The organism is Klebsiella sp. CSG-1 (assembly GCF_056521145.1).
This window is the reverse complement of record NZ_JBWNLD010000001.1, coordinates 1-22,282: the sequence shown is the minus strand read 5'-3', so window position 1 is coordinate 22,282 and position 22,282 is coordinate 1. Positions and strand designations below refer to the sequence as shown.

Sequence of the window (22,282 nt, the reverse complement as noted above, 5' to 3'; positions counted from 1 at the left end):
TTGCAGATAGGATTGATCTGAAAATGGAGGGTTTTTTATGGAAATACCTAAGAAAGTCGAAGCGTTTTTTGCTGGCAACCAGTTGCTGGTCAAAGATGGTTTAGACTTCAATACTACTCTGGAAAATATCAAACTAATGGCAAAGGCTTGCGAGGAACTGAAGCCAATCATCTCTCAGTATGAGGGAGGCAGCCTGAGCCAGGAGCAGTTCATTGCCCAAAGCATTTCAAGCATAGCCAGGGAGTTTATCCAACTCCGGTCGTATAAAGACTCTGTCGACTTGCAATGGTGATTTGAACGACAAAAACCCGCTTCGGCGGGTTTTTTGTGTCTGGCATTCTGTGGGCATTATTAGCTAAGGTGAAGCTGATGATCAGGGAAAACTATCCTGTGTGCTTGATTTGTGTGAGTCTTACAAGAAGATAATTACCATATAAATCACATATAGTTCTTTGTTATATAAGCAACAATCAGACCGCCAATGATGGTAACGGTCAATCCGATAAAGATAGCTTTTCTTATTGTGTCTTTGGTTAAGCCAGCTTTGTTTCCCTTTGCTTTGATTTTGCCAGTGCGTTTAGCTTTAACCAACTGAGATGAATCAGTTTCGTTGTCTTCGAGCTCGATATCTTCAGAGTCCTCAATGTCGAACATGGGTGGTTTAGTATCCATATAAAATGGCCCTTATTAAGTTAGTTAAAATTTTTTGTCTTGGCATAAAGCCTTGATTTGGTTTCTGGGTGATGGATCCACTTTTTCTAGATGTAGAGTTGGTGGCCTTGTTCTTTTTAATCTTTACTTTTTTACTTTTTTTGATGGTGAATGGTTTTTCAACATCGACATGACGCCCTTTCTCGATGGTAATTCTTTCACTGCTATCGATTAACGTGCCTTCATTTCGATACATTCCCAAATGACCGATATCAATATCGGAGCTGCTCGTTATGCTAACCCCCCCACCATTTGAAGCGCGCAGGCTCCCGATTTTAACATTGCGGCAACCGTCAAAAACAATGCTAGCTGTCATTGCGTATCCTTATGATGGCATTTGTAATTGATAAGTAATGAGTATTTCGAGGTGATTAATGGATCTTGATGATTTTCAAGAGAAAGGCAGCAGCCCATCTCATAGACCGTTTCCACCCCTAAACTTCACCAACAGTTATTCGCACTCCCCCCACATAGGCATTATATCAGCGAATGAAGTTTACGGCTGGGTCGGCGATAAAATCATATCGGAATGTGGGGCGTTACATAATTCAGACCACGAGCATCTCGCATGCGCTGACATCGCTTTTATGTGGGCATCTAGCTCATTCGCCAAAAGTGGCCGCATTGTGTTGGGTCAGTGTGAGCAGGTAATGATGCGCGCCGGCGGCTGGCAGAAGGCCAGAATGGAGCAGCAGATGCATGAATGGTTCGGTCGCATACCGAAGTTCATCATCACCCTGGCTGCCGACTATTGCGAGCAATGCAACGATCTGGAGTTCTGCGCGCTAGTTGAACATGAGCTTTACCACATAGCCCAGGCTACCGATGAGTTTGGCGCGCCGAAGTTCAACAAAGAAACCGGGATGCCGGTGCTGAAACTTCGTGGCCACGACGTCGAAGAGTTCGTTGGAGTGGTCCGGCGTTACGGCGCCAGCAAAGACGTGCAGGAAATGGTGGATGCGGCGAACAGGCCGGCGGAGGTTGCTCACATCGATGTTGCCAGAGCGTGCGCGACGTGCATGCTGAAACTGGCTTAATTATTGGACTGTACTGGACGGATGGTGAAACATGGCTGCGCTAAAACCAGAAGTGAAAGCCTTCATCATTCAAATGCTTGCATGCTATGACACCCCTTCTCAGGTAGTCGAGGCTGTCCAGAAAGATTTTGGCATTGCCATCACCCGGCAGCAGGTCGAAACTCACGACCCGACAAAGGTCAGCGGAAAGACGCTCGCCAAAAAATGGGTTGACCTGTTCAATGCAGCCCGCAACCGCTTCCTCAACGAAATTTCCGACATCCCGATCGCCAACAAGGCCTATCGCCTGCGCGTCCTGCAGCGAATGTCGACGAATGCCGAAGGTATGAAAAATCTCGGCATGACGGCTCAGTTACTGGAGCAGGCGGCAAAAGAGGTTGGCGACGCATATACCAACAGGCAGAAAGTGGAGCACACCGGCGCTAATGGTGGCCCGATCGAATCGACCACCCTGACGAAGGATGAATACAAGAAAGCTCGACAGGAGATGCTGGAGGATGACGACTGTTGAGCAGCGGAACTTTGCCCGCAAGATAGAGTGTGAAGAGGACGGGCTTTATTACTCCCGTTATTTCTTCAAGCAGCGCACCGGCGGCAAGATGATCATCGCGCCGCACCACCTGGCGATACAGCGGGCGCTCGATCGAGTTATCAGCGGCGAGATTACGCGGCTGGTTATCAACGTTCCGCCAGGCTACACCAAGACAGAGCTGGCTACCATCAACATGATGGGCCGGGGGTTAGCGCTGAATAAGCGCGCCCGTTTCATGCACCTATCCTATTCGCACAACCTCGCGTTGCTGAATTCCTCAACTGCGCGCGGCATGATTAAGTCAAAGCTCTATCAGGCAATGTGGCCGATGGAGTTGCGAGACGATGCCGACAGTAAGGCGATGTGGTGGAACGAGCATGGCGGTGGAGTCTACGCGTCGTCAGCTGCGGGGCAGGTTACAGGCTTTCGCGCCGGGCATATGGAGCCTGGCTGGCAGGGCGCGCTGATTATCGATGACCCCGTTAAGCCTGACGATGCTTATTCAGATATCGTTCGTAACGGAGTCAACAACCGCTTTAACGAGACAATCAAATCACGACTGGCGATCGAGACGACGCCGATGATTGTCATCATGCAGCGTATTCACTACCACGACCTGAGCGGCTATCTGTTGCGCGGCGGGAGTGGGGAAAAGTGGCATCACCTGAATCTGCCGGTGATTATCGATAGCAGTCGCAGTTACGAAGAAACATATCCGGAAAACACCCACGCTATCCCGATTGACCACGGCCTGCCTGATGGCTGGCTATGGCCGTTTAAGCATAACGAATCGCACCGTGTATCCCTGTTCTCTCACCGGCGCACCGCCGAAGCTCAGTACATGCAGAACCCGAAACGCTTCAATGCGGAGGGCGCGCTGTGGAACGAGGAGATGATCAGCGCCGCACACGCTATGCGGATCACCCAGGAGCTGACCCGTACGGTCGTGGCAATCGACCCACAGGCCACAAATAGCGAAGAGAGTGACGAATCAGGCATTGCTGTTGCGAGTGTTTACGGTAGTGGTGATGAGCGGCAGTACAGCCTTGATGCTGACTACAGCGGCAAATATTCACCCAACGGATGGGCGACGAAAGCCATTGATGCTTATAAGCAGCATGAAGCTGACGCGATCGTCATTGAGACAAACCAGGGCGGCGATATGGCTGAGGACACACTCCGAAACGCCGGGTTTACCGGGCGCGTTATCAGGGTGCATGCCAGCAAAGGCAAGTATGCCCGCGCAGAGCCTATATCGGCACTGTATGCACAGGGGCGCGTCGCCCACCGTGGCAGCCTCTACGAGGTGGAAAACCAGTTCATGGAATACGTGCCAACTACCGCAAAGAAATCGCCGGACCGGCTTGATGCCGCTGTGTATGCACTCACCGAATTATCAGAGCCACAATCAATCGGCATGTTGGTGCGTTCGCGCTGACGGAGGACATAAGTGAACGAAAGCCAAATGAAACAAGAGCGCGCCTCGAATGCCAATCTTGAGAAAGAACGCCGGAACTACCTGTCATCGCTGTTCAACGGAACCAGCAATACGAAGCGCCAGCGCCTATATCAGGAGTTCGGCTACCCCGTCGATCTCTGCTTTGAGGATTTCTACCGGGCATGTCGCCGCAATGCTGTTGCTGGCGCGGCCGTCAGTCGCATGGTCGATGGCTGTTGGGAGGATTTCCCGGAGATTTATGAGGGCGATAAAACCAAAGATGCCACCAAACAAACGCCGTGGGACAAACGGGTTAACAAGCTGCTCAAGCGCTGCTGGAAGCAGATTAAGGGCGCTGACCGCCGTAACCTGGTCGGCCGATATTCAGCTTTGTTGATTCAGGTTAAAGACAGCAAGCCGTGGCGTGAACCGGTAGATACCGTGGTCGCTGGGCGGTTGGCGGAAAAGGCGCTGGTAAAACTCATTCCCGCATGGGAAGCGCAAATTGAGCCCATTGAATGGGATAGCGACCCAGAAAGTGAGACGTTCGGCGATGTGACGATGTACTCGTTCATTGAGCTGTCGGTGGGCAACAACAAAGACGCCCGGCCCGGCCGCATAATCAACGTTCACCCAGATCGCGTCATTATCTTGGCTGAAGGCTCCGATGATGGCTCAATGACTTCCGGGCGCTCGATGCTGGAAGAGGGCTTTAACAAGCTCCTGGACCTCGAAAAGGTTTCCGGCGGCGGGGCGGAGGGGTTTCTTAAAAATGCCAGTCGTCAGCTCAATTTCAACTTCAGCTCCAAGACGAATTTCGCTCAACTGGCACGAGCACTCGGCGTAACTGAGGCCGAGCTATCGAATGCGATGGATGATCAGGTACGTCGGCTGAATGACAGTACCGACAGCGCAGTCATGATGCAGGAAGGCGATGCCAGCGTGCTCTCAGTGGCAGTGGCCGACCCGGAACCCACGTGGCGAACGGCGCTTAATGAGTTCTGCGCCACCGTGCCGATCCCCGTTAAAGTTCTGATCGGTATGCAGACTGGGGAGAGAGCCAGTACGGAAGACGCTAAGGACTGGGCCAAAACCCGCATGAGTCGCCGTAATGGCTTCCTTACCGACGTGATCACGGATGTGGTTTCGCGCTTCTGGAAACTTGGCATTGTCCCTCCCGCACAGGCCGAGGAAATCTCTGTCGGATGGTCAGATCTGCTGGCGCCGAGCCAGGCAGAGAAGATCGCCAACATGGACAAGCTCGCTGACGTTGCCGTGAAGTCGACGAATGCCTTTGGCCGTTCTGCAATCACTGAGAACGAAATCCGCGCGGCAGGCGAACTCCAGCCATTGCCTGAACTTGATGATGAGATGCTGCCTGATGACCGCAAACCAAAACCTGATCCTCTGGCCGACCCAGAGCCAGAAGCCGAAAAGTCCGGTGATACCACGGTCGAAAGTTGACCCCACGATGTCGCGCAAAGCAGTCAGTAAGATGGAACGCGACATCGAGGACCGTTACTACGCGATAAAGGTTGCACTGAAGGCTCTTTTCGACCAGCGACTTACCGGGCGAGAGCGCGAGACTAACAGCCACAAATGGCACTTCCTGTGCCACGTCAATGGCGAAGACCAGACGCTCTACCAGGTCAATGCCGGGCGGTTCATCTACGACATGTCGCCGCAGGAGATGGCCGACCTGCTGGGCATCGTGCAGACCATCCTGGACGATTACCTGCTGGAAGGTGGCGAGCAAAACCTCTGGGCGATGGACTATGTCACCAAAGAGGCGCAGCGCGGCACGCTTGAAGCCTTCAACAACCTGTCTCAGCAGTCGCCAGTCTACGCCAGCCAGACAACGCTGCAGATGTTGCTATCCAGCCCCGCTTACCAGAACCAGATTGCCGCTGCTTACATCAGCACGTATAGCGACTGGAAACTGGAAAGCGACCGGGCGCGCGGCGACCTCGCAAACGTCATTGCTGATTCGATTGGCCGGGGCGTGAATCCGCGCGAAACGGCGCAGGTGATAAGCAAGCGCCTCGATGTCTCAATGAGTCGCGCCAAGAACATGGCGCAGACTGAGCAGGTAGGAGCGCTGCGGCAGGCGCAATGGAACGAAACGGACTGGGCGGCCGACAGGTTGGGGCTTAAGACTGGCCTGTTATGGCTGTCAGCGCTAAAGCCAACGACCAGGTGGTGGCATGCAGCCGAACACGGAAAAGTCAAAACGACTGAATGGGTCAGGGAGTTCTACTCTCGCGACGGCAACAAATATCACTGTTACTGCGGCCAGATTCCGGTTCTGCTCAACGACGACGGCAGCATATTTAACAAACGGCTGGCTGAGAAGCTGGCGAAAGAACGTGAACAGTGGCCCAAAGCGGCCTGAACAACTGAGGACGCAGCGTGAAGCTATCCAGCATCCACGTTAAATCCCTCGCCATCAACGCTTCCAACATCTCCATGACAACCCTCAACGGCCAGGAACACTACGTCATTCGTGGTGCGGTCCCGATCGTCGATGACATCGTGATGAATGGTGGGCTTTATCCGGCCGAGGAGATTAACAACAGCTACCAGACGATGGAAGGCAAGCTGATGCCTCTGCCGCATCCGATGGTAGATGGCAAGTATGTCAGCGCTAATGACCCACAAGCCATCAATACCTATCACGTAGGCGCATGGGCGCAGAACGTCAGTAAGTCAGGCGATCAGGTCGTCATGGACGTCTACATCAATAAGGCGGTCGCCGAGACAAAGCCTGATGGTAAGCGCCTGATTAACCGTCTCGACGAGATGATCGCTGGCACAAACACCGACCCGATCCACCTTTCTACCGGGCTGCTCACCAACAAAGAGAAAAAGTCCGGTGAGTCGAAGGGCAAGAAACACTCGTGGATTGCCAGGAACATGCAGTTTGACCACATCGCTATCTTGTTGGACGAGCCGGGCGCCGGTACCCCAGCAGAGGGTGTAGGCATGTTCGTGAATGCCGACGGGCAGGAGGGGGAAGTGGAAACCGCCAGCCTCGTCGAAGCCGCTAATAACATGAAGGATAACTGGTGGGACAGGGTTAAGTTTTTCATCAGCAACGCTTCCGAAATGTCATTCGACGATATCTACCAGGCGCTGCGGATGTCCATCAAGCAGGACGATAAAAAATGGCGCTATGTCGTCAGCGTCTGGCCTGACCATTTCGTTTACGAAGAAGACGGCGACGGCGCCAAACCGAAACTCCTCGATCAGAAGTACCTCATCACTGACAAGGTAGTGACCCTGGTCGGTGACCCAGTAGAAGTCGTGCGCAAACCCACTGAGTACGAAGTCAAAACCAACGGAGAAACAAACCCGATGAAAGAGAAGATGATCGCCGCGCTCAATGCCGCAGGCGTAAAAACCGAAGGGCTGACCGACGATCAGGTCTGGGATGCCTACAACCAACAGATGAAGAAGAAAGACGGTGGCGGCGACCCTGGTCAGGCTCAGATTAACTCCGAAGCGATTACCGCGGCGGTCAATCTGGCGATTAAACCGCTGACCGACGAAATCGGCACGCTGAAAACCCAACTGCAGGCCAACGCTGAGAAAGACCTCAAAACTAAGCGTGAAGCGGTAAAAGCGAAATTCCCGTTCATGACTGAAGCGGCGATCAATTCGCTGGCTGGTGATGCACTGAACGACATGTACTCGCAGTGCCAGACCAGTACCGGTCTTAACCCTGCGTTTCAGGGTAATGGCGCTCAGAGCGAAATCCTTAACATGGAGGCACCTGAATAATGGCTCTTGCACCTCGTTTCCATACAGTAATCGCGGGCCCGGCCCGTAAAAATGACCCGCAGGTCATCGAAGCCATCATGGCGGCCGCTGTGAAGCCTGGTTCCCTGGTGATGCTGGACAGCACCGGGAAACTGGCCGTGCATGCTACGGCCGGCGGCGCAGGCGTTGCCCTCGCTCTCCAGCACAACTACATCGGTGGCGGTGATATCCGCGACGCTGTACCAGCCGGTGATACTGGCGCGGCAATCATGTGCGAAGACGATGTCGACTATCACATGCTGGTCAAGGCTTCTCAGGTGCTGCTTGAGAATGAAGGTCTTGTGTCAGCCGGTGATGGCACGCTCCAGAAATCTGCTGCGCCGACTACCGACGTAGTTTTGTTCTACTCACGCGAGAAAATCACTGTTGGTGCGGAAGCCCAGCTCGTGAAAGTCCGCAAATCAGGGAAAGCTACCGCATGAGCATGATCGTATTTAACAAAAAGCTGGTTACCGAACATAACCAGATCAAGAAGGCGTGGAATCAGTTGCTGATGCAACGTGAGGCCTTCAACGTCAATCAGAACACCATCACCGCTCAGTACGGCGGCGCGCTGGAAGTTAACCAGGCTGCGCTGATCTCCAAAGACTACTGGCGGGAAGTGGACAATATTACCACCCGTGTATTCCGCAATGATGAAGGTAACGGCCTGCTGGATGACCTGCTGGGGCTCGGCACGCCGATCTCTATCGGTAAGACGGCTGCTCTTTACCGCGTTTCCAGCGACGCGGGCAAGGTTCACCGAACCCTGACAGGTCACGTTCCGGAAGAGCTGGATAAGGTCATCTATGACGAAGCGGGTGACCCGGTGCCGATCTTCAACACTGGCTATAGCCGTGAGTGGCGTGAGTGGAACGGTATGCAGTCGGAAAACCTCGACGCGATGGCTGACGACCAGGAAGCGCACGTTGCGGCTATCCGTGAAGACATGGCTGACTACATGCTTTCAGGCGATGCGAAGGTGAAAGTTAAAGGCTATGTCGGCGCCGGTATCACCAATCACGCCAACACCAACCAGGTGGATCTGAGTGCATCCGGTCTGAATATCGACCTGACCACCTCGACTCCTGATGAATCAGTAGCGTTCTTCACAGGTCCGTTCGCCAAACTGCTGGACGATAACTACGTTCAGGAGAAGGTAAAGGTGTGGGCATCCCCGGATATCATGCGCAACCTGAACCGACCGTATTCCGATGCCGCGGGCTTCAAAGAAGGCACCGTGCTGGAATACATCCTGCGCTATGGTCGCATCGAGTCGTTCAACCAGACCTTTAAGCTGACCGGTAACCACTTCATTGCGTACGTTCGCAACTCGCAGTACATCAAGACGCGCATCGCCGCGCCGGTGGGTACCTTCATGATCCCGCGTCAGAATCCGTTCGATAACTACAACACTCTGGTCTGGAGTGCTGTTGGTCTGCAGATTAAGCGCGATTTCAATGGTCGTTCGAAAGTGTTCAACGCTCAGGGTTAAGGGGCTTCGGCCCCTTTTCTTCGGGAGAAAGCATGAAAACGTTAAAGGTCGAGAAAACCGGCTGCTGGGGCATGATTGATGGTGTCTTCCAGCAACTTCCTGTAGGCCACGAATTCGTTGCGGAGGACATTCCTGCAGCTTTTGCTGGCCGTGTGTCGGTAGTGGGCGAAGTGGAAGATCAAACGCTGGAAGTAGCCACCCCAGGCGACAATGCTGCAGAGCAGGCAGAGCAGCAGGAAGAATCTGCCAGCAAATCGAAGAAGGCGAAATAACCATGGCTGACCCAATCACAGCGGCAGACGTGCAGGCGTTCCTCGGTGAATTGGGTTACAGCATACCCGGTGCGCTGCTGGAGCCGATTCTCTGCGTGGTGAACAAGATTATCCCGTGCCTCGACGGAGCGGGATATGACGACTGCAGCGCAAAGCTCATCCTGATGTATGCCGCTGCACTCATGGCGACGTCATCCGGCGCCCGGCGAATAAAATCGCAGGGGGCGCCATCAGGGGCATCGCGCTCGTTCGACTACGGCGAGGACGGGATTACCTGGCTGCGTGACTCGCTGGCCCGGCTTGATACCAGCGGCTGCACCAGTAAGTTGCCAATAAGCGCTGGCAATAGCGTGGGGATCTTTCTCGTTGTCGGTGGCTGCTGATGGCCTGGATTTCAGTGCAGCAGCGGTTGCCGCGCACGTTCACCCGGGTGTGGGTCATGACCGATACCGGCCAGCAGACCACGGCTTACATTAACGGCGCCGGGCAGTGGATGATTAACTGTCCTCGCATACAGGCTACAGGCGCAATCGTGCTGCGATGGAAGGAGTGAAAATGGCGGATGCAAAAAGAATGATTGGTGCGTTAAACGTGACGGTGATTTATCGCGTTGACGGTGAGGTCAGGACGTTTCGCGAATCAGTGGTTGCCCCAATCGCTATCGAGCGTTACTTGCAACTCGAATGCGGCGACCCCGTTGGCCTTTTTGTCCCTGTAGGGAATGGCCAGCAGGTCAATGCGCTGAATATCGAATGGTTTGAGATTGACCGGGTCAGTTTGAAAGAAGCAATCCACGTTGGACCTATCCATTACGATATCGACATCGACGTGGCGGGGCTGCTTAAAAAGCGGATCGGTGATGAGCGGAGGGAGTAACCTTGAGCTCGATAGCTTCGTGGTCTTACACGGCGACAGCGACAATCTGGCGGCGCATACGCGATGCTGACGGTAGCGATACCGACGGCGGAGGTCAGCCGTACGGATGGGAATCACCGATCGCTATCCTCTGTGATTATCAGGGCGGACTCTCTGCAAAAATCGGTGACCTTGGCCGGGAAATCGTGGTTAAAAACACGATATGGAGTGAATACGCAGAGGCAAAAGAGGGAGATTACATCCTTATTGGTGCGTCAACCGATACTGCCCCGCCGGATGAGGCCGATGAGATACGGCAGGTTATTCGCTACGCCGATACGTTCGAGCGTCTTGCAGATGACTATGCCATCCTTACTGGCGTATAGATGATGGCTCTATTATAGTGGGTTTGCTGAGTTTGCAAGGGTTGCGTAGTCATCCCGGGCGGGGTGTTAAAGGGAGAGCAATTAGCCATTGCCATATACGCAAAGGGCTGCTCACTCAGCATCAAAACATAAGGTCGCTTCGGCGGCCTTTTTCACGTCTGGAGTTACCTTATGGGCGCTAAAGTTCGCGGCATCCGCCAGGCTAAGGCCAATCTCGACCGCATCATTAAGGACGTGCAGGGACGCAAGGTGGTGCGCGCGTTGCAGTCGGCTTTGCTAATTGGCAGTGCTCAGGCTGCTATTTATACCGCAATAGATACGTCCACCCTGATAAATAGCCAATTCCGTGAAATTATCGTCAATGGAGTTCTTATTACTGGGCGTGCTGGCTATACGGCTAACTATGCCGTGTTCGTACACGACCCGGAGGTGAAGCAGACCTTCAGGCGCGCATCGGCGAGAAAAGAGTTCTTAACGAAGGGCTTCGAGGATACCCGCAGTCAGATTGATGAGGTGGTGAAAAAGGAGCTGAGCCTATGACCCCGGCTATGTACATGCGCCTGAAGGACCTGTTTGTTGCTGAGAAGCTGACGGCGGGGTTTAAGGTCCAGTGGCGGCAATGGCGCGATACCGCGAAAGATGCCGACCAGTTCATCGTGTTCCGGCCTTCCGGCGGTACCAATATTGAGTACGACCGCGGTGGCGACTGGTATGTGATGGTCGATGTTGTTTCCTCCAAAGCGAATCCCGATGCTGCAGACGCCGCGGTAAACGCCATTGTCGAGTACATCAGCGCGCAATCCGGCGCCGATGATTGCGTAGGCGCGCTACGGATTGTCGGTAATGTCCCGGCGCCGATCACCACCGAAGAGGGCCGGTTAGTAACCCGGCTGCTCATATCATGCACGTACGGGGAGTAAACATGATTTATCCCTTCGATGCATCCTATGCACAGAAAGTGCTGAGAATTCATTACGAATATGCGGATGTAATTGTTCGAAAAAGAGAAAGGCTTGCCGCCAGAACTGCTGGGCTAATTGCTCATGACCGAATGCTGACGACGTCTGACAAAGACATTTCTAATGCGGCGCATCGTAGAGAACTCTCGCTAAACACTCAGCGGATAGAAGCCCGGGCGGCTTAAATCGCAATAAATCACTAACAGGCTGCCATCTGGCGGCCTTTTTTATTTGAGAGGTACACATGCAAGGCTGTGCTAATGATACCGGCAAGCTGATTGGTAAGGTGGCCGTGCTACGCATGGCTATGGGCTGCGCTGATACCGTTCCGGCCCTTTCCGAATGGAAACGCCTGGGCGCGCTAACCACGAAAGGTTTCGACTATTCCATGAATACCGTTACCTCTGAGGCTGACGATACGAAGGGGCTGGTTGAGAACCTGGTCAACAACATGGATTTCACCATCTCCGGTGAAGGTGAATTCCGTAAGCAGGATAAAACGACTGAAATCGGCGCCATTGCTATCTCGAAGTATATTTTCGATGAGGTGCAGGCCGGCCGCCAGCCGACGCTGTGGGTTCGCTTCGACTTTGTTGGTGAAGACGCCGGAACCTACATCATGGGGTACTTCAACACCACTTCATGGTCTGGTGATTTTGGTACGTCCGATATTTCCACCTTCTCCGGTGAGTGGAAGGTCTACGACGCCGACACTGTCGTGTTTGAAGTCGCTCCGCCGGCACTGGCGTTCACTACCAACCTTCCTTCCACCAAAAGTGTCGCTACCGGGTCTGCTCTGAACATGGCGGTAGTGGTTGAAGGCGGCACGTCTCCATACACCTACGTGTGGAAAAAAGACGGCTCCGTCGTCAGCGGGCAAACCACTGCAACGTTTAACAAAGCGAGCGCCGTGTCTGGAGACGCCGGGGTTTACACCTGTGAGGTCACCGACTCCTCAGCGACGCCAGTCAAAATTACCTCGGTGGCGTGCACGGTCACGATCAGCTAACAACATCGTGAATAGTACAAAGGGCGTCCCGGCGCCCTTGATACTGTTTATGGAGCGACTATGACCCCCATTAAAGAATTAGGCGAATGCGTTATCGGTGCCGATGACCGGGAATTCTTTTTCCGGCCGTCATTCCGCAACATGGCGCGCATCGGCGAGCCTGCTGAAATCGTCCAGACGTTCTATGACCTGTGCAACGATGAGGCGACGCCACTGGTACAGCGCGCAGCACAGGCCTATATCCACGACGAGTACAGCCGTCTCCCGGATTGCGTGCTGAGATATATCCAGAGCGGGCTACTGACCCGCAAAGCCATCATGGCGGCGCATACGGTGCTTGCCGCGTGCTGCGACGATGATATCGGCGATCTGGTTGGCTGGATGAAGCCGGGGAAATCACGTAAGCGTGGCTTCGTCTGGCGCCCTGGCAACATGCCGCCGGAGAGCATGGTCATCGTCGCGCAAAACCTGATGATGCACGGCATCGTAGGCAAGGCGAAGATTCGCCAGCTGCAGCGCCATGAAAGCAACGAAACTACCTCGGAATTCCGCGCTGCCGATTACATCATGGCGGCCCGCAACCACTTCGGCATAAGCCGGGAGGAGGCCGAAAACCTGACGATGACGGAATTCGCGATGATGCTCAACGCCAAATACCCGAACCAGAAAGGCTTCACCAGGGACGAATACGATGCTGTTATGGACGAAGACGATCGCCGCTGGCAGGCGATGATGGCTCAGGATAGAGCGAAATAACGACTATATTTGTGAGTTTGTTAGCAGTAGTAACCCTGTTAGGATTAGCCAGAATAATACCAATGGGATGGCTAAACAAAATGAAGAAAATTTTTATCGCAACTGCGATTGCTTTAACTCTGGCTGGCTGTGCTTCATCAGGAAACCAGCAACTCAGCAAAGAGTCTGAAACCAGTGTGCAATCTAAATTGCAGGAAGGGAAAACCACCAAGGCAGAGGTTAAGAACACCTTCGGATCGCCTGATAACGTGTCTTATACCGACGGCGGTAATGAAATCTGGAAGTATTCCTTCGCTAAAGTGAAAGTTAATGGCACCTCATTCATTCCGTTCTATGGGCTTTTCCATAACGGTACGAACGGGACAAAGAAAGAGCTCACGATCCTGTTTAAGGATGATGTTGTGGCGAAGTATACGATGGCTGAATCTGCCATTAACACAAAGACAGGCTGGGCCGACTAAGCACAAAGATAACCTCACTTCGGTGAGGTTTTTTGCTTCTGGTTGCATTGAATCCTGAGACACCCCTGCTAATCTGTTCCAAAATAAACCAATGGAGATAGGGATGTGAAAAAATTTATTTTTGCAGCAATAGCTTTGGTTGCATTTAGCACACACGCAAAAGATTGGACGCCTTCATATCAAAACGATGAAATGCGGGGTACAGCTCAGAAATTCCTAACACTTGACTCCGAAAACTCTGTCGATTTTGATTTTCCTTATAATGGAGGATCTGAGTTGTCAATTGTCCTCCGCTCCAAAAAGACTACTCTGAAAAAGGGTCAGAAGCCGGAGGAGTTGATGCCAACAGAGGCGCTGTTACTTATAAGTAAAGGCCAGTTTTTATGTAACTCGTATGATGGTTGCCATGTGTCAGTTAAGTTCGATCAAGACAAGATAAAAACATATTCAATGAATGAAGCTGCTGATGGCAGCGCTGACGTGATTTTCTTCTCAGCACCCTCTGGATTCATAAAAAACATTAAATCTCATAAGCAAGTAATTATCGAGGCTGAATTTTACCAGGAAGGGAAAAAACAGTTTAAGTTCAATTTAGATAATTATCCTGGGTAGTACCTTCACGCGAACTCATAGAATTCTATCAACCCGCTCCGGCGGGTTTTTTAATCCCCGGAGAAAAGCAAATGGCAGAGAACGCCGGCGGCATTTATTACGATATTGAGATGGATGTACGCGGTCTGCTGACTTCGCAGCAGCGTGTAAATCAGCGCCTGGATCTGATGGAGCGTGGTTTTGATAAAACATCACGCTCTATTGACACCACGGAGCGCTCGATGTCGAGCTTGTCCCGTGTTGCGGTTGCACTGACAGCAGCTCTTTCTGTCCAGCAAGTGGCTGAATATGCTGATGCATGGGCCACGGTTAATAACAAATTATCTAACTCCCTTCGCCCGTCTGAACAACTTGCTGATGTAACCGAACGCGTTTTCAACATCACGCAGCAGACTCGCAGCAGCTTGGATGCTACTGCATCCCTATATGCACGTTTAGAGAGAGCCACCAGGCAATACGGAACCAGCGCTGGAGATCTGGCAAAATTAACCACGATTATCAATCAGGGATTTGTGGTTTCGGGCGCAACGGCACAAGAGGCTGAAAATGCCATTATTCAGCTATCTCAGGGCTTGGCCTCTGGCGCGTTGCGCGGTGAGGAATTCAACTCTGTAAACGAGCAGGGTAACCGCCTTATCGTAGCTCTTGCTGACTCTATGGGGGTCAGCATCGGCCAGATGCGCAACATGGCGGCACAGGGCAAGCTAACGACAGATGTTGTGGTTAACGGCCTGCTTTCCCAGGGGAGTGTAATCGGTGCTGAATTTGCCAACACCACTACGACTATCAGCCAGGCTCTTCAGGTTGCTGGCAACAACATCACTAAGTTTTTTGGTGAAAATTCTACGGTTAAAACAGGCGCGGCAATTTTCAGTGATGCAGTCGTCACCATCAGTGAAAATATTGGCGGACTGAGCGCGTTGCTGACTGGTGTCGCGGCTATTCTTGGGAGTCGGTATGTCGGCGCCTTAACTATGGCCACTGCGGCTAAAATCAAAGCAGCTGCCGCATCTCGCACGCTTTCAGCAGAAGAATCATTAGCAGCTCAGGCTGCCGCGAATAAAGCAGCGGCAGACCTCAGGGCTGCAGCGGTCGCAAAAGAACGGGCCTTAGATGAGATAAGGCTCGCAGAAATGATGCGGCTTACTGCTATCAGCGAGACCAACGCTGCGGCAGCTGAACAGCGCTTGTCCGTTGCCAGGGTTGCGGCTGCCGGTGCGGTTGATAATTATAATCGAGCACTGGCGGCAAACAGGGCTGCTCAAATGGCCCTCTCATCTGGTGCCAGCTTGGCTAGCAGGGCTCTCGGGTTAATTGGTGGGCCTGCCGGAGCGGCAATGCTTGCTGCTAGTGCAATCCTTTACTTTTCACAGCGCGCAAAAGAGGCCAGGAATGACGCTAATGCTCTTGCCGATAGCGTTAACGAACTGAGTTCCAAATTCCAGACGATGTCGCATACAGAGTTGGCGGCGACGATAGGGAAATTAAGTCAGAGTCTGCCTGAATTGAGTGACGCAGTATCTGACGCACAAAAGGAATTCAATGACGCGACATCTGCGGTCCAGCGCCAACAAAGAGAAATTGCAAACTGGGGTACCAATACAACGAGAGGTCGGCAGGCTGCCGAGGCTCTTGGCGGAGCGCAGGATAATCTGGCTATAGCAACCCTTGAACTTGAGAAGGCGCAGAACAGACTAAGCCAGACCCAAAACGCCATCAATATTGGTCGAGCTACGCTAAACGGAACTATGAAGCAAGGCATTGATTTGCTTCGCAGGGATGGGCAGGAAGCGGGAATTGCTGCCGGCATGATGAGCAAATTGGGAGATATGATTAATTTTGCTTCCAAGGCAAAAGACAAATTTAATTCCAGCAGTCTCATGGTTGAGCGCCCGAAAGATGTTCAGGAATATTTGGATAAGCTACAGGATCAGGTAACGCTTCAGAGCGAACTTAATGACAGGAAGCGAGCGCAATTAAGGGCTGAGCAGGACATCAGGAAGCTAGGTGGATCAGAGGCAGATGTTAACCTTGCTCGAGATAGGGCGGCTGCTGAATATGATGCGCAACAGGCCCAGCAAAGCAATAAGAAAGCGACCAAGGAAGCGGCTTCAGAAGCTAAAAAGTTTGGTAATCAGCAGGAATCTGTAACTCAGAAACTTTCCGACCTCAAGCAGCAATCTGAACTGGCTGCAGACTCAACTCAGGAGTTGAGTCGAGAGCAGGCCATTTTGACAGCTCAGCTTTCGCTCGGTAAGGGGGCTACTCAGGAACAGCTCGCACTTGCTGGCCAGTATGCGGCTAAAAAGTGGGATACTGCTAACGCCATCAGGGCTCAGGCTGCGGCTGAAAAACTGCTACCTGAAGCCAGAGAAAACGCATCTTACACGCAGGATGTTAAGGACCTACAGACTGCACTGGCCGCAAAAAAAATAACCCAGCAGCAGTACGATCAAACCAGTGAACAACTGGAGGCTCAGCACCAGGCTAATCTCGCGAAAATCCGTTCTCAACAGGCTGTAACACCGCAGCAGCAGGCCGCTGGAGATGTGGATCCGGTTCAGAACCTGGCTAATCAGCATGCTCAGCAACTTGCGCTAATTCAGCAGTATGAGCAGCAAGGTGTTATTGCTCACAGCCAGGCCCTGATGCTGAAAAATGCAGCTGATATGCAGTACGAAAAAGCCAGGACGGATGCGCAATGGGCTCTGTTTACCCAGCAGAGTGTGGGCTATGAGGCGCTGGGTGCTGCGGTCGATGCATTTGGTGCCCAGGCATCTAATGCTCTTACCGGAATAATCACCGGCAGCATGTCAGCCTCTGATGCGCTCCAGTCGATCGGTAACACCATTTTGAACGATGTGATCAACACGTTCGTGCAAATGGGTATCCAGCAGGCTAAATCCGCAATCATGGGGGCAACGGCTCAGAATGCAGCAATCGCTACCACGACTGCGGCGCAGGTCGGTTCATTGGCCACCACCACGACAGCCAGTGCAGCATCAGCGACAGCGACTACAGCGGCATGGACTCCGGCCGCCTTGGTTGCATCCATCGGTTCCTTCGGTGGCGCGGCAGTGATTGGCTTGGGCGCGCTGATTGCTGCCCTTGCTGTAGGGTCATCTCTGGCTGGTAAGCGTAAAAACGGCGGGCCAGTCTCTGCGGGCTCGATGTACCAGGTAGGCGAAGGCGGCATGCCTGAAATCTACAAGGCCAGTAATGGCAGCCAGTACATGATCCCCGGTGATAATGGTTCTGTTATCAGCAACAAGGATTTGCAGGGCAGCGGCAGCGGATCGCTTCAGGTGACCAATAACGTCTACAACTACGCCAGCGGCGTGCAGGTTGACACTCGCAGCACTCAGAACGGTAGCGAGTTGCTGATTGAGACGTTTGTTACTGACCTGCAGAATGGTGGGCCCATGTCCGGACAGATGGAATCGACCTACGGCCTCCGCCGGCAGGCATCAGGCGACTACTAAACCAACCCGCTTCGGCGGGTTTTTTATTGCCCGGAGGAAACGTGGCAACAGTTTCATACCCGGATATGCTGCCGCTTCCTCAGCGTGCAGACCAGAACATGACGCAGGATACTGCGTGGCAGACAACGCAGCCGGCGGTCGGTCCCGCTATCTTCACGCCGCTAACCACCGACCTTAAATCGACCTGGTCTCTGCAGTGGAAATTCACGTTGCAGCAGGCCGAGCGCTTTAAATCGTGGCTCCGCTCACCGACGTACTGCGACCGTGGTCGTAACTGGTTCCAGATGCGCATTGACCTCGGCGATACGCAGGGCGTGCAGCTGCAGACCCTGCATTTCATCAGCATGCCGGTACAGACCAGTAAAAACGGCAATATCGTCATCTGGACCGCCAGCGTCATTTGCAACGGTATCGAGGACATCACCGAGGACTACGACGACTGGATCGTCGAGGCGCCAGAGAACTACGGCTACTGGCTGGATTATCTGGTCACTGCCGTTATGCCGAGGGCTGATTAATGCCGACTTTACGAGAGTGGAAAGAGCGCCGACCGGCGAGCGATATCAAACAGACCGTCGAGTTTTATCACCCGGCGTTTGGTTACTACCGTGTGGTCAATAAGCTGTTTCGTGAAGCGTCGTTTGGCGGGAATGTATTCCAGCCGGCGGCCTTCAGCATTGTAGAGCCCACACAGGACGGATCGGCCATCATCACAATGGCTATCACCTTTCTGCAGGGCGCCGAGGATGTCAGGAACACGCTGAAGAACTGGACGGGCGCTGGGCGCATGACGCCCATAACCTGCAAATATCAGCAGTGGAATGCGATCGGTGACGCTACGCCTATGAAGACGTGGTCGCTGTTTGTGAAAGACGTCGGCGCTGACGGCAGCAACGTCACAGTGAACTCTGGCAAGACCAACCCGCTGACGCTGGCCAACCCCATCATTTACAACACGAAAGACTACCCTGGGCTGATTACCGTATGACACAGAGCGAATTTATCGGGCTGGTTAATGGCAAGCCCTGGGCTAATCGCGCCTGCACGTTTGACGAAATGGATTGCTGGGGCCTCGTGGTTTTGTATTACCGGAACGTTCTGGGGCTGGAGCTCCACCACGTCGCCGGCTACGAATCTGGCTCAGATTTCATCACATGCTACGAAGAAGAACTCGAACACTGGCGCCGGGTTCCTGTGCCGGTTTCCGGCTGCCTTGCGGTGTTCTATTACGGCAATCAGCCGGCGCACGTCGGCGTGATGATTAATCCGGGGAAGTGCCTGCACTCCCGCGGCGAGTTCGGTTTTGTCCGCACGGACAGCACCGTCATCCTTCAGAAAATCTATAACAAAGTGGAGTATCTGGTGCATGGTTCGATATGAGCTGCAGCGCCTGCCGGGCGCTCCCAAGCAACGCGGCACAGCCGAGGCTGGCACGCCTCTGGTGAACTTGCTCGACGGCCTGAAGCTGCATAACAATGTCGTGATTAAGCTCAATGGCCGCAAACTGGATGATGATTTTGACCTGTCCTGTCCGCTGCGCGCTGGCGATGTCGTTGCGGTATTTGACCAGCCAGAAGGTGGCGGCCTGATAAAGACGCTTCTTAACCCGATTGAGCACCTTAACCCGATCCGCTTCACCAAGAAGGTACTGGCGGGAATCACCGGGCAACAGACTGCATCATCACCCTCTATTTCAACCGGAGAATCACCGAACAACGACGCAACAGGGCAAACCAACCGGGCGCGGCTCTACAAGGGGCGTCCGAATATTTACGGTCAGTGCCGCGTCTTTCCGGACCTGATTCAGCAGGCGCTGTTTGAGTTTATCGACAACAACAAATACATCACTGAATGGTTTGAGGTCGGCTACGGGAAATACACGATTTCCTCTGTGCGCTACTCAGAATCAAACCTCGGCAGCCTGGCAGGCGCTAGCTACCAGACGTTTGACCCGGGCGTGACGATCGGGAGTATCGATGTCGGCTACCAGTTTGACGACGTCGATAACGAAGAAGTCCCCGGCCTGAACGAGAGCGAGGATTTTCCGGCGCAGACTGCGACGACTTCAGCGCCGACGGCAATGGCGATCGAGAGCAATCAGCTCAAAGCGACCGTATTGTCTAATGACGATAATTTCTCCTATTTCGCCGCGCTTTCAGTGCCTCACCCGGTGACTTTTGTTATCAATGCGACCTGGAACGCCGGCGGCAGCCCGGTAACCCGTAATGTGACCGGCAGCGGAAACATTGTTTATTCGGAAAGCTTCATCGGTACAGATACTCTGTCATATACGACGTTTTATCTTGGCGATATGACCGGGGAGATCACCACGCTGCCGGCTGACGCAACCATCAACCTGACGCTGTTCACTCTGAATGACCAGACGCCACTGGTTATTGGCCCGTCGGTATCTCCGATTGAGTCATCGCAGGTTTGGGTGCACGTCATGGTTCAGTTGGGAGCAACTGCCGGCACGTCACGGTACCGGATCAGGTTCTGGAAGGTTGACGATAGCAACAACCAGATACCGGGCACTTCCGAGCAGTACGATTATTTCTTCGATAACGACTTTCAGGTGACAACCCGGTATTTCCGCACATCACACAAATATACCCCGGCTGCCGGCGCCGGTCGGTACGCTGTGACGATTGAGCGCCTGGATAACAGCAACGACGGTAATGTCGTGACGCTGATGGCGATTCATGCGGTCAACACGCGTACCGGCGTAGTTTACCCGGATGACACGATCGCCAAAGTCACCATAAAGGGTCCGAATAACAGCAACAGCAACCGCGAGCAGAAATACAATATGCTCGCCCAGCGCCATACCATCAGTTATGACCGCGCAACCGGTCAGATTGACTATACGCTGCGGCCGAGCCGTTCGTTTGCTGATGCAGCTCTGCACGAGTGGATAGTCATCGGTAAGCAGGACATTTCGAGCATCGATGTCGCGACTCTGTACGCCATTGCTGACTCGATAACCGTTCCGGAACTGAGTTACTTCGATTACACCTTCTCGGATGAAAAGCTTTCCCTTGGCGAGCGAATCAAAACCATCTGCAATGTTGCCCGCGTAGACGGGAACAATATCGGCGATGTGCTGACATTCTGGCGTGATGAGAAAGTGGTGAATCCGGATGCTGTTTTTGCGCGCTCAAACATGTTCTGGGACGAGTATAAGGTCACATGGACTATGTCACTGCCGGGCGGCTATGACGGCGTCACGTTGGATTATGTCGACCCGCTCACCAATAAAAAGTCGTACATCTATCTGCAGATTGACCAGAGCGGCATTGTTGAGGTCGAGGACGCGACCATCAACGCGCTGCAGATCAGCCTTGATGGCTGTCGTAATAAAACGCAGGCGGAGGACCGGGCGTGGCTGGAAGCGCGCCGCATTCTGCTCTCGCGCGTCGGTATGACGGTTAAAGTTCTGGAATCGACGCAGGTTATCCGCGGCGCAGTGGTGCAATGCCCGGATATGTACGACAACAAGCAGCAGAACGGCTATATCACCGCCCGCAGCGGGGATGTGTTTTCGACGTCAGAACGTATCGACTTCTCTCTCGGCGATATGTGGGTGGTGATGACGGATAGCCTCGGTAATTACCGCGGGCGCTGGCGAGCATATCCCGTAACCGGGAAGCCCAAAGCGTTTCAGGCCGCTGCGGATGCGTTCGACCTGAACATTTACGACCGGACGACGGTGCAGAACGCGAGCCGCTACTTCATCGCCACCGATACAGAACTTAATTCCACCATCTGGCGTGTTGAAACAGCCAAACCAAATGGCGACGACACTCAGACATTAACCCTCTCTGAATATTCAGACTCGATTTATCCGTAACACACAGCAGCAATAACCAACCTTCGCGCACACCGTCAGATTCATTTCTGAGGGTTTCGTGCGCCATTTATAGGGCGACATGCACAATGGCAGAAGTTCCACTCCCAACCCCGACTAAGGTCCCGGTACCCAGTACTGATATTCGTAATGCGGTATTTGCCGGCGCGAAGCTGGACGAAGAGGTTACTGGTACTGGCGATTTCTATACTGATCGCCTTGATGTGAAACACCTGACCAATACGGGGCGAAATAACCAGTTCAATGCTGCGCAGCAAGAAAGGGCCGACCAGTTCCAGCAGTTCCTCCTTTCATCCGGTTACGTGTTCCTCGGCGACTATGAAGACGGACCATTTCAGTTCGGCGCCCGTAACCAGTACATCCGGTATAACGACCAGTATTACCGACTGAATGCCGCCACGGATGTTGGATTTACTACGACAGGTACCGACGCAACCAGTTTTGCGAATGATGTGACCCACTTCGTTCTGATGGATGGCGATACGCTTCGCCAAAACCTGGGTTCAGGCGAAGGCTTCAAACTGGTTGGTCAGGTCAGCTCTTTTGCTGCATTAAGAACTATTGCTCCAGGATTTGTAGGGCAGAAAATATTACTGGCTTCGTATGCCCCG

General features: G+C 53.2%; 28 protein-coding genes and 1 pseudogene. 27 read left to right on the top strand and 2 right to left on the bottom strand.

What is annotated here, in order from left to right:
- Positions 1 to 37 precede the first annotated feature (37 nt).
- Positions 38 to 292, top strand: coding sequence for a hypothetical protein (locus AC007G_RS00145; RefSeq protein ID WP_479466509.1), 255 nt, complete (start codon positions 38 to 40; stop codon positions 290 to 292).
- Positions 293 to 438: 146 nt separating this feature from the next.
- Here the strand turns inward: AC007G_RS00145 and AC007G_RS00140 are convergent, their stop codons facing one another.
- A complete protein-coding gene (locus AC007G_RS00140; protein ID WP_270530148.1) occupies positions 439 to 672 on the bottom strand; it encodes a hypothetical protein in 234 nt (77 codons plus the stop codon).
- Positions 662 to 1,027 (bottom strand): hypothetical protein, encoded by a 366-nt coding sequence (locus tag AC007G_RS00135; RefSeq protein ID WP_479466508.1) that lies wholly within the window; start codon positions 1,025 to 1,027, stop codon positions 662 to 664. The genes AC007G_RS00140 and AC007G_RS00135 overlap by 11 nt, the downstream gene beginning before the upstream one ends.
- Positions 1,028 to 1,085: 58 nt before the next feature.
- On the opposite strand from AC007G_RS00135, the gene AC007G_RS00130 reads away from it, so the two are divergent.
- The 26 genes and pseudogenes from AC007G_RS00130 to AC007G_RS00005 all read left to right on the top strand — a co-directional run.
- Positions 1,086 to 1,748, top strand: a complete 663-nt coding sequence (locus AC007G_RS00130) for a putative metallopeptidase (RefSeq protein WP_479466507.1) — start codon at positions 1,086 to 1,088, stop codon at positions 1,746 to 1,748.
- 31 nt (positions 1,749 to 1,779) lie between these two features.
- Positions 1,780 to 2,259, top strand: coding sequence for a DUF2280 domain-containing protein (locus AC007G_RS00125; protein ID WP_479466506.1), 480 nt, complete (start codon positions 1,780 to 1,782; stop codon positions 2,257 to 2,259).
- A complete protein-coding gene (locus AC007G_RS00120; protein WP_479466505.1) occupies positions 2,246 to 3,718 on the top strand; it encodes a phage terminase large subunit family protein in 1,473 nt (490 codons plus the stop codon). The genes AC007G_RS00125 and AC007G_RS00120 overlap by 14 nt, the downstream gene beginning before the upstream one ends.
- Before the next feature lie 12 nt (positions 3,719 to 3,730).
- Positions 3,731 to 5,182, top strand: a complete 1,452-nt coding sequence (locus AC007G_RS00115; RefSeq protein ID WP_154970836.1) for a DUF1073 domain-containing protein — start codon at positions 3,731 to 3,733, stop codon at positions 5,180 to 5,182.
- Positions 5,183 to 5,213: 31 nt separating this feature from the next.
- Entirely contained in the window at positions 5,214 to 6,110 is an 897-nt protein-coding gene (locus AC007G_RS00110; RefSeq protein ID WP_233429578.1) for a phage minor head protein, read from the top strand.
- Between the two features lie 17 nt (positions 6,111 to 6,127).
- A complete protein-coding gene (locus AC007G_RS00105; RefSeq protein ID WP_032717052.1) occupies positions 6,128 to 7,498 on the top strand; it encodes a hypothetical protein in 1,371 nt (456 codons plus the stop codon).
- Positions 7,498 to 7,959, top strand: coding sequence for a hypothetical protein (locus tag AC007G_RS00100; protein ID WP_015584745.1), 462 nt, complete (start codon positions 7,498 to 7,500; stop codon positions 7,957 to 7,959). Before AC007G_RS00105 ends, AC007G_RS00100 begins: the two co-directional genes overlap by 1 nt.
- Positions 7,956 to 9,011: a major capsid protein gene (locus tag AC007G_RS00095; protein WP_224262248.1), complete on the top strand. Its 1,056-nt coding sequence runs from the start codon at positions 7,956 to 7,958 to the stop codon at positions 9,009 to 9,011. Before AC007G_RS00100 ends, AC007G_RS00095 begins: the two co-directional genes overlap by 4 nt.
- A 32-nt stretch (positions 9,012 to 9,043) precedes the next feature.
- Positions 9,044 to 9,283 (top strand): hypothetical protein, encoded by a 240-nt coding sequence (locus AC007G_RS00090; protein WP_114266151.1) that lies wholly within the window; start codon positions 9,044 to 9,046, stop codon positions 9,281 to 9,283.
- Positions 9,284 to 9,285: 2 nt separating this feature from the next.
- Complete coding sequence (locus tag AC007G_RS00085) at positions 9,286 to 9,666, top strand: DUF7370 family protein (protein WP_135721533.1); 381 nt, start codon at positions 9,286 to 9,288, stop codon at positions 9,664 to 9,666.
- A complete protein-coding gene (locus tag AC007G_RS00080; RefSeq protein ID WP_135721532.1) occupies positions 9,666 to 9,836 on the top strand; it encodes a 50S ribosomal protein L13 in 171 nt (56 codons plus the stop codon). The genes AC007G_RS00085 and AC007G_RS00080 overlap by 1 nt, the downstream gene beginning before the upstream one ends.
- Before the next feature lie 2 nt (positions 9,837 to 9,838).
- The gene (locus AC007G_RS00075; RefSeq protein ID WP_135721531.1) at positions 9,839 to 10,159 is read left to right on the top strand and encodes a hypothetical protein; all 321 of its coding nucleotides are present in this window, start codon (positions 9,839 to 9,841) and stop codon (positions 10,157 to 10,159) included.
- Between the two features lie 2 nt (positions 10,160 to 10,161).
- On the top strand, positions 10,162 to 10,524 hold the full coding sequence (locus AC007G_RS00070; protein WP_404695319.1) for a hypothetical protein: 363 nt from the start codon (positions 10,162 to 10,164) through the stop codon (positions 10,522 to 10,524).
- A gap of 171 nt (positions 10,525 to 10,695) precedes the next feature.
- On the top strand, positions 10,696 to 11,064 hold the full coding sequence (locus tag AC007G_RS00065) for an HK97 gp10 family phage protein (RefSeq protein WP_142983143.1): 369 nt from the start codon (positions 10,696 to 10,698) through the stop codon (positions 11,062 to 11,064).
- Positions 11,061 to 11,444 (top strand): phage tail termination protein, encoded by a 384-nt coding sequence (locus tag AC007G_RS00060; protein ID WP_404695320.1) that lies wholly within the window; start codon positions 11,061 to 11,063, stop codon positions 11,442 to 11,444. The genes AC007G_RS00065 and AC007G_RS00060 overlap by 4 nt, the downstream gene beginning before the upstream one ends.
- A gap of 2 nt (positions 11,445 to 11,446) precedes the next feature.
- The gene (locus AC007G_RS00055) at positions 11,447 to 11,668 is read left to right on the top strand and encodes a hypothetical protein (RefSeq protein ID WP_404695321.1); all 222 of its coding nucleotides are present in this window, start codon (positions 11,447 to 11,449) and stop codon (positions 11,666 to 11,668) included.
- 59 nt (positions 11,669 to 11,727) lie between these two features.
- Positions 11,728 to 12,492: an immunoglobulin domain-containing protein gene (locus AC007G_RS00050; protein WP_032688523.1), complete on the top strand. Its 765-nt coding sequence runs from the start codon at positions 11,728 to 11,730 to the stop codon at positions 12,490 to 12,492.
- Positions 12,493 to 12,552: 60 nt separating this feature from the next.
- Positions 12,553 to 13,248: a DUF6246 family protein gene (locus AC007G_RS00045; protein ID WP_404695322.1), complete on the top strand. Its 696-nt coding sequence runs from the start codon at positions 12,553 to 12,555 to the stop codon at positions 13,246 to 13,248.
- A gap of 62 nt (positions 13,249 to 13,310) precedes the next feature.
- Positions 13,311 to 13,709 carry a lipoprotein gene (locus AC007G_RS00040; protein ID WP_479466504.1) on the top strand — a complete coding sequence of 133 codons (399 nt, stop codon included), beginning with the start codon at positions 13,311 to 13,313 and terminating at the stop codon, positions 13,707 to 13,709.
- A 105-nt stretch (positions 13,710 to 13,814) separates the two neighbouring features.
- On the top strand, positions 13,815 to 14,321 hold the full coding sequence (locus AC007G_RS00035) for a hypothetical protein (RefSeq protein ID WP_459673240.1): 507 nt from the start codon (positions 13,815 to 13,817) through the stop codon (positions 14,319 to 14,321).
- Positions 14,322 to 14,392: 71 nt separating this feature from the next.
- Positions 14,393 to 17,803, top strand: a complete 3,411-nt coding sequence (locus tag AC007G_RS00030) for a tape measure protein (protein WP_459673238.1) — start codon at positions 14,393 to 14,395, stop codon at positions 17,801 to 17,803.
- 41 nt (positions 17,804 to 17,844) lie between these two features.
- Positions 17,845 to 18,321: a hypothetical protein gene (locus tag AC007G_RS00025; protein WP_237183871.1), complete on the top strand. Its 477-nt coding sequence runs from the start codon at positions 17,845 to 17,847 to the stop codon at positions 18,319 to 18,321.
- Positions 18,321 to 18,791 carry a hypothetical protein gene (locus tag AC007G_RS00020; protein WP_479466503.1) on the top strand — a complete coding sequence of 157 codons (471 nt, stop codon included), beginning with the start codon at positions 18,321 to 18,323 and terminating at the stop codon, positions 18,789 to 18,791. The genes AC007G_RS00025 and AC007G_RS00020 overlap by 1 nt, the downstream gene beginning before the upstream one ends.
- Complete coding sequence (locus AC007G_RS00015) at positions 18,788 to 19,183, top strand: NlpC/P60 family protein (protein ID WP_237183873.1); 396 nt, start codon at positions 18,788 to 18,790, stop codon at positions 19,181 to 19,183. The genes AC007G_RS00020 and AC007G_RS00015 overlap by 4 nt, the downstream gene beginning before the upstream one ends.
- The gene (locus AC007G_RS00010) at positions 19,170 to 21,653 is read left to right on the top strand and encodes a host specificity factor TipJ family phage tail protein (RefSeq protein WP_237183874.1); all 2,484 of its coding nucleotides are present in this window, start codon (positions 19,170 to 19,172) and stop codon (positions 21,651 to 21,653) included. The genes AC007G_RS00015 and AC007G_RS00010 overlap by 14 nt, the downstream gene beginning before the upstream one ends.
- 86 nt (positions 21,654 to 21,739) lie before the next feature.
- Positions 21,740 to 22,282: pseudogene (locus AC007G_RS00005) on the top strand (hypothetical protein); the annotation flags it as partial.

What these genes read in the sequence shown, in the direction of transcription:
- AC007G_RS00145 (WP_479466509.1), top strand. Translation starts at nt 38, where the DNA reads ATGGAAATACCTAAGAAAGTCGAAGCGTTTTTTGCTGGCAACCAGTTG.
- AC007G_RS00140 (WP_270530148.1), bottom strand. Translation starts at nt 672, where the DNA reads ATGGATACTAAACCACCCATGTTCGACATTGAGGACTCTGAAGATATC.
- AC007G_RS00135 (WP_479466508.1), bottom strand. Translation starts at nt 1,027, where the DNA reads ATGACAGCTAGCATTGTTTTTGACGGTTGCCGCAATGTTAAAATCGGG.
- AC007G_RS00130 (WP_479466507.1), top strand. Translation starts at nt 1,086, where the DNA reads ATGGATCTTGATGATTTTCAAGAGAAAGGCAGCAGCCCATCTCATAGA.
- AC007G_RS00125 (WP_479466506.1), top strand. Translation starts at nt 1,780, where the DNA reads ATGGCTGCGCTAAAACCAGAAGTGAAAGCCTTCATCATTCAAATGCTT.
- AC007G_RS00120 (WP_479466505.1), top strand. Translation starts at nt 2,246, where the DNA reads ATGACGACTGTTGAGCAGCGGAACTTTGCCCGCAAGATAGAGTGTGAA.
- AC007G_RS00110 (WP_233429578.1), top strand. Translation starts at nt 5,214, where the DNA reads ATGGAACGCGACATCGAGGACCGTTACTACGCGATAAAGGTTGCACTG.
- AC007G_RS00100 (WP_015584745.1), top strand. Translation starts at nt 7,498, where the DNA reads ATGGCTCTTGCACCTCGTTTCCATACAGTAATCGCGGGCCCGGCCCGT.
- AC007G_RS00095 (WP_224262248.1), top strand. Translation starts at nt 7,956, where the DNA reads ATGAGCATGATCGTATTTAACAAAAAGCTGGTTACCGAACATAACCAG.
- AC007G_RS00090 (WP_114266151.1), top strand. Translation starts at nt 9,044, where the DNA reads ATGAAAACGTTAAAGGTCGAGAAAACCGGCTGCTGGGGCATGATTGAT.
- AC007G_RS00085 (WP_135721533.1), top strand. Translation starts at nt 9,286, where the DNA reads ATGGCTGACCCAATCACAGCGGCAGACGTGCAGGCGTTCCTCGGTGAA.
- AC007G_RS00080 (WP_135721532.1), top strand. Translation starts at nt 9,666, where the DNA reads ATGGCCTGGATTTCAGTGCAGCAGCGGTTGCCGCGCACGTTCACCCGG.
- AC007G_RS00075 (WP_135721531.1), top strand. Translation starts at nt 9,839, where the DNA reads ATGGCGGATGCAAAAAGAATGATTGGTGCGTTAAACGTGACGGTGATT.
- AC007G_RS00065 (WP_142983143.1), top strand. Translation starts at nt 10,696, where the DNA reads ATGGGCGCTAAAGTTCGCGGCATCCGCCAGGCTAAGGCCAATCTCGAC.
- AC007G_RS00060 (WP_404695320.1), top strand. Translation starts at nt 11,061, where the DNA reads ATGACCCCGGCTATGTACATGCGCCTGAAGGACCTGTTTGTTGCTGAG.
- AC007G_RS00055 (WP_404695321.1), top strand. Translation starts at nt 11,447, where the DNA reads ATGATTTATCCCTTCGATGCATCCTATGCACAGAAAGTGCTGAGAATT.
- AC007G_RS00050 (WP_032688523.1), top strand. Translation starts at nt 11,728, where the DNA reads ATGCAAGGCTGTGCTAATGATACCGGCAAGCTGATTGGTAAGGTGGCC.
- AC007G_RS00045 (WP_404695322.1), top strand. Translation starts at nt 12,553, where the DNA reads ATGACCCCCATTAAAGAATTAGGCGAATGCGTTATCGGTGCCGATGAC.
- AC007G_RS00040 (WP_479466504.1), top strand. Translation starts at nt 13,311, where the DNA reads ATGGGATGGCTAAACAAAATGAAGAAAATTTTTATCGCAACTGCGATT.
- AC007G_RS00030 (WP_459673238.1), top strand. Translation starts at nt 14,393, where the DNA reads ATGGCAGAGAACGCCGGCGGCATTTATTACGATATTGAGATGGATGTA.
- AC007G_RS00020 (WP_479466503.1), top strand. Translation starts at nt 18,321, where the DNA reads ATGCCGACTTTACGAGAGTGGAAAGAGCGCCGACCGGCGAGCGATATC.
- AC007G_RS00015 (WP_237183873.1), top strand. Translation starts at nt 18,788, where the DNA reads ATGACACAGAGCGAATTTATCGGGCTGGTTAATGGCAAGCCCTGGGCT.
- AC007G_RS00010 (WP_237183874.1), top strand. Translation starts at nt 19,170, where the DNA reads ATGGTTCGATATGAGCTGCAGCGCCTGCCGGGCGCTCCCAAGCAACGC.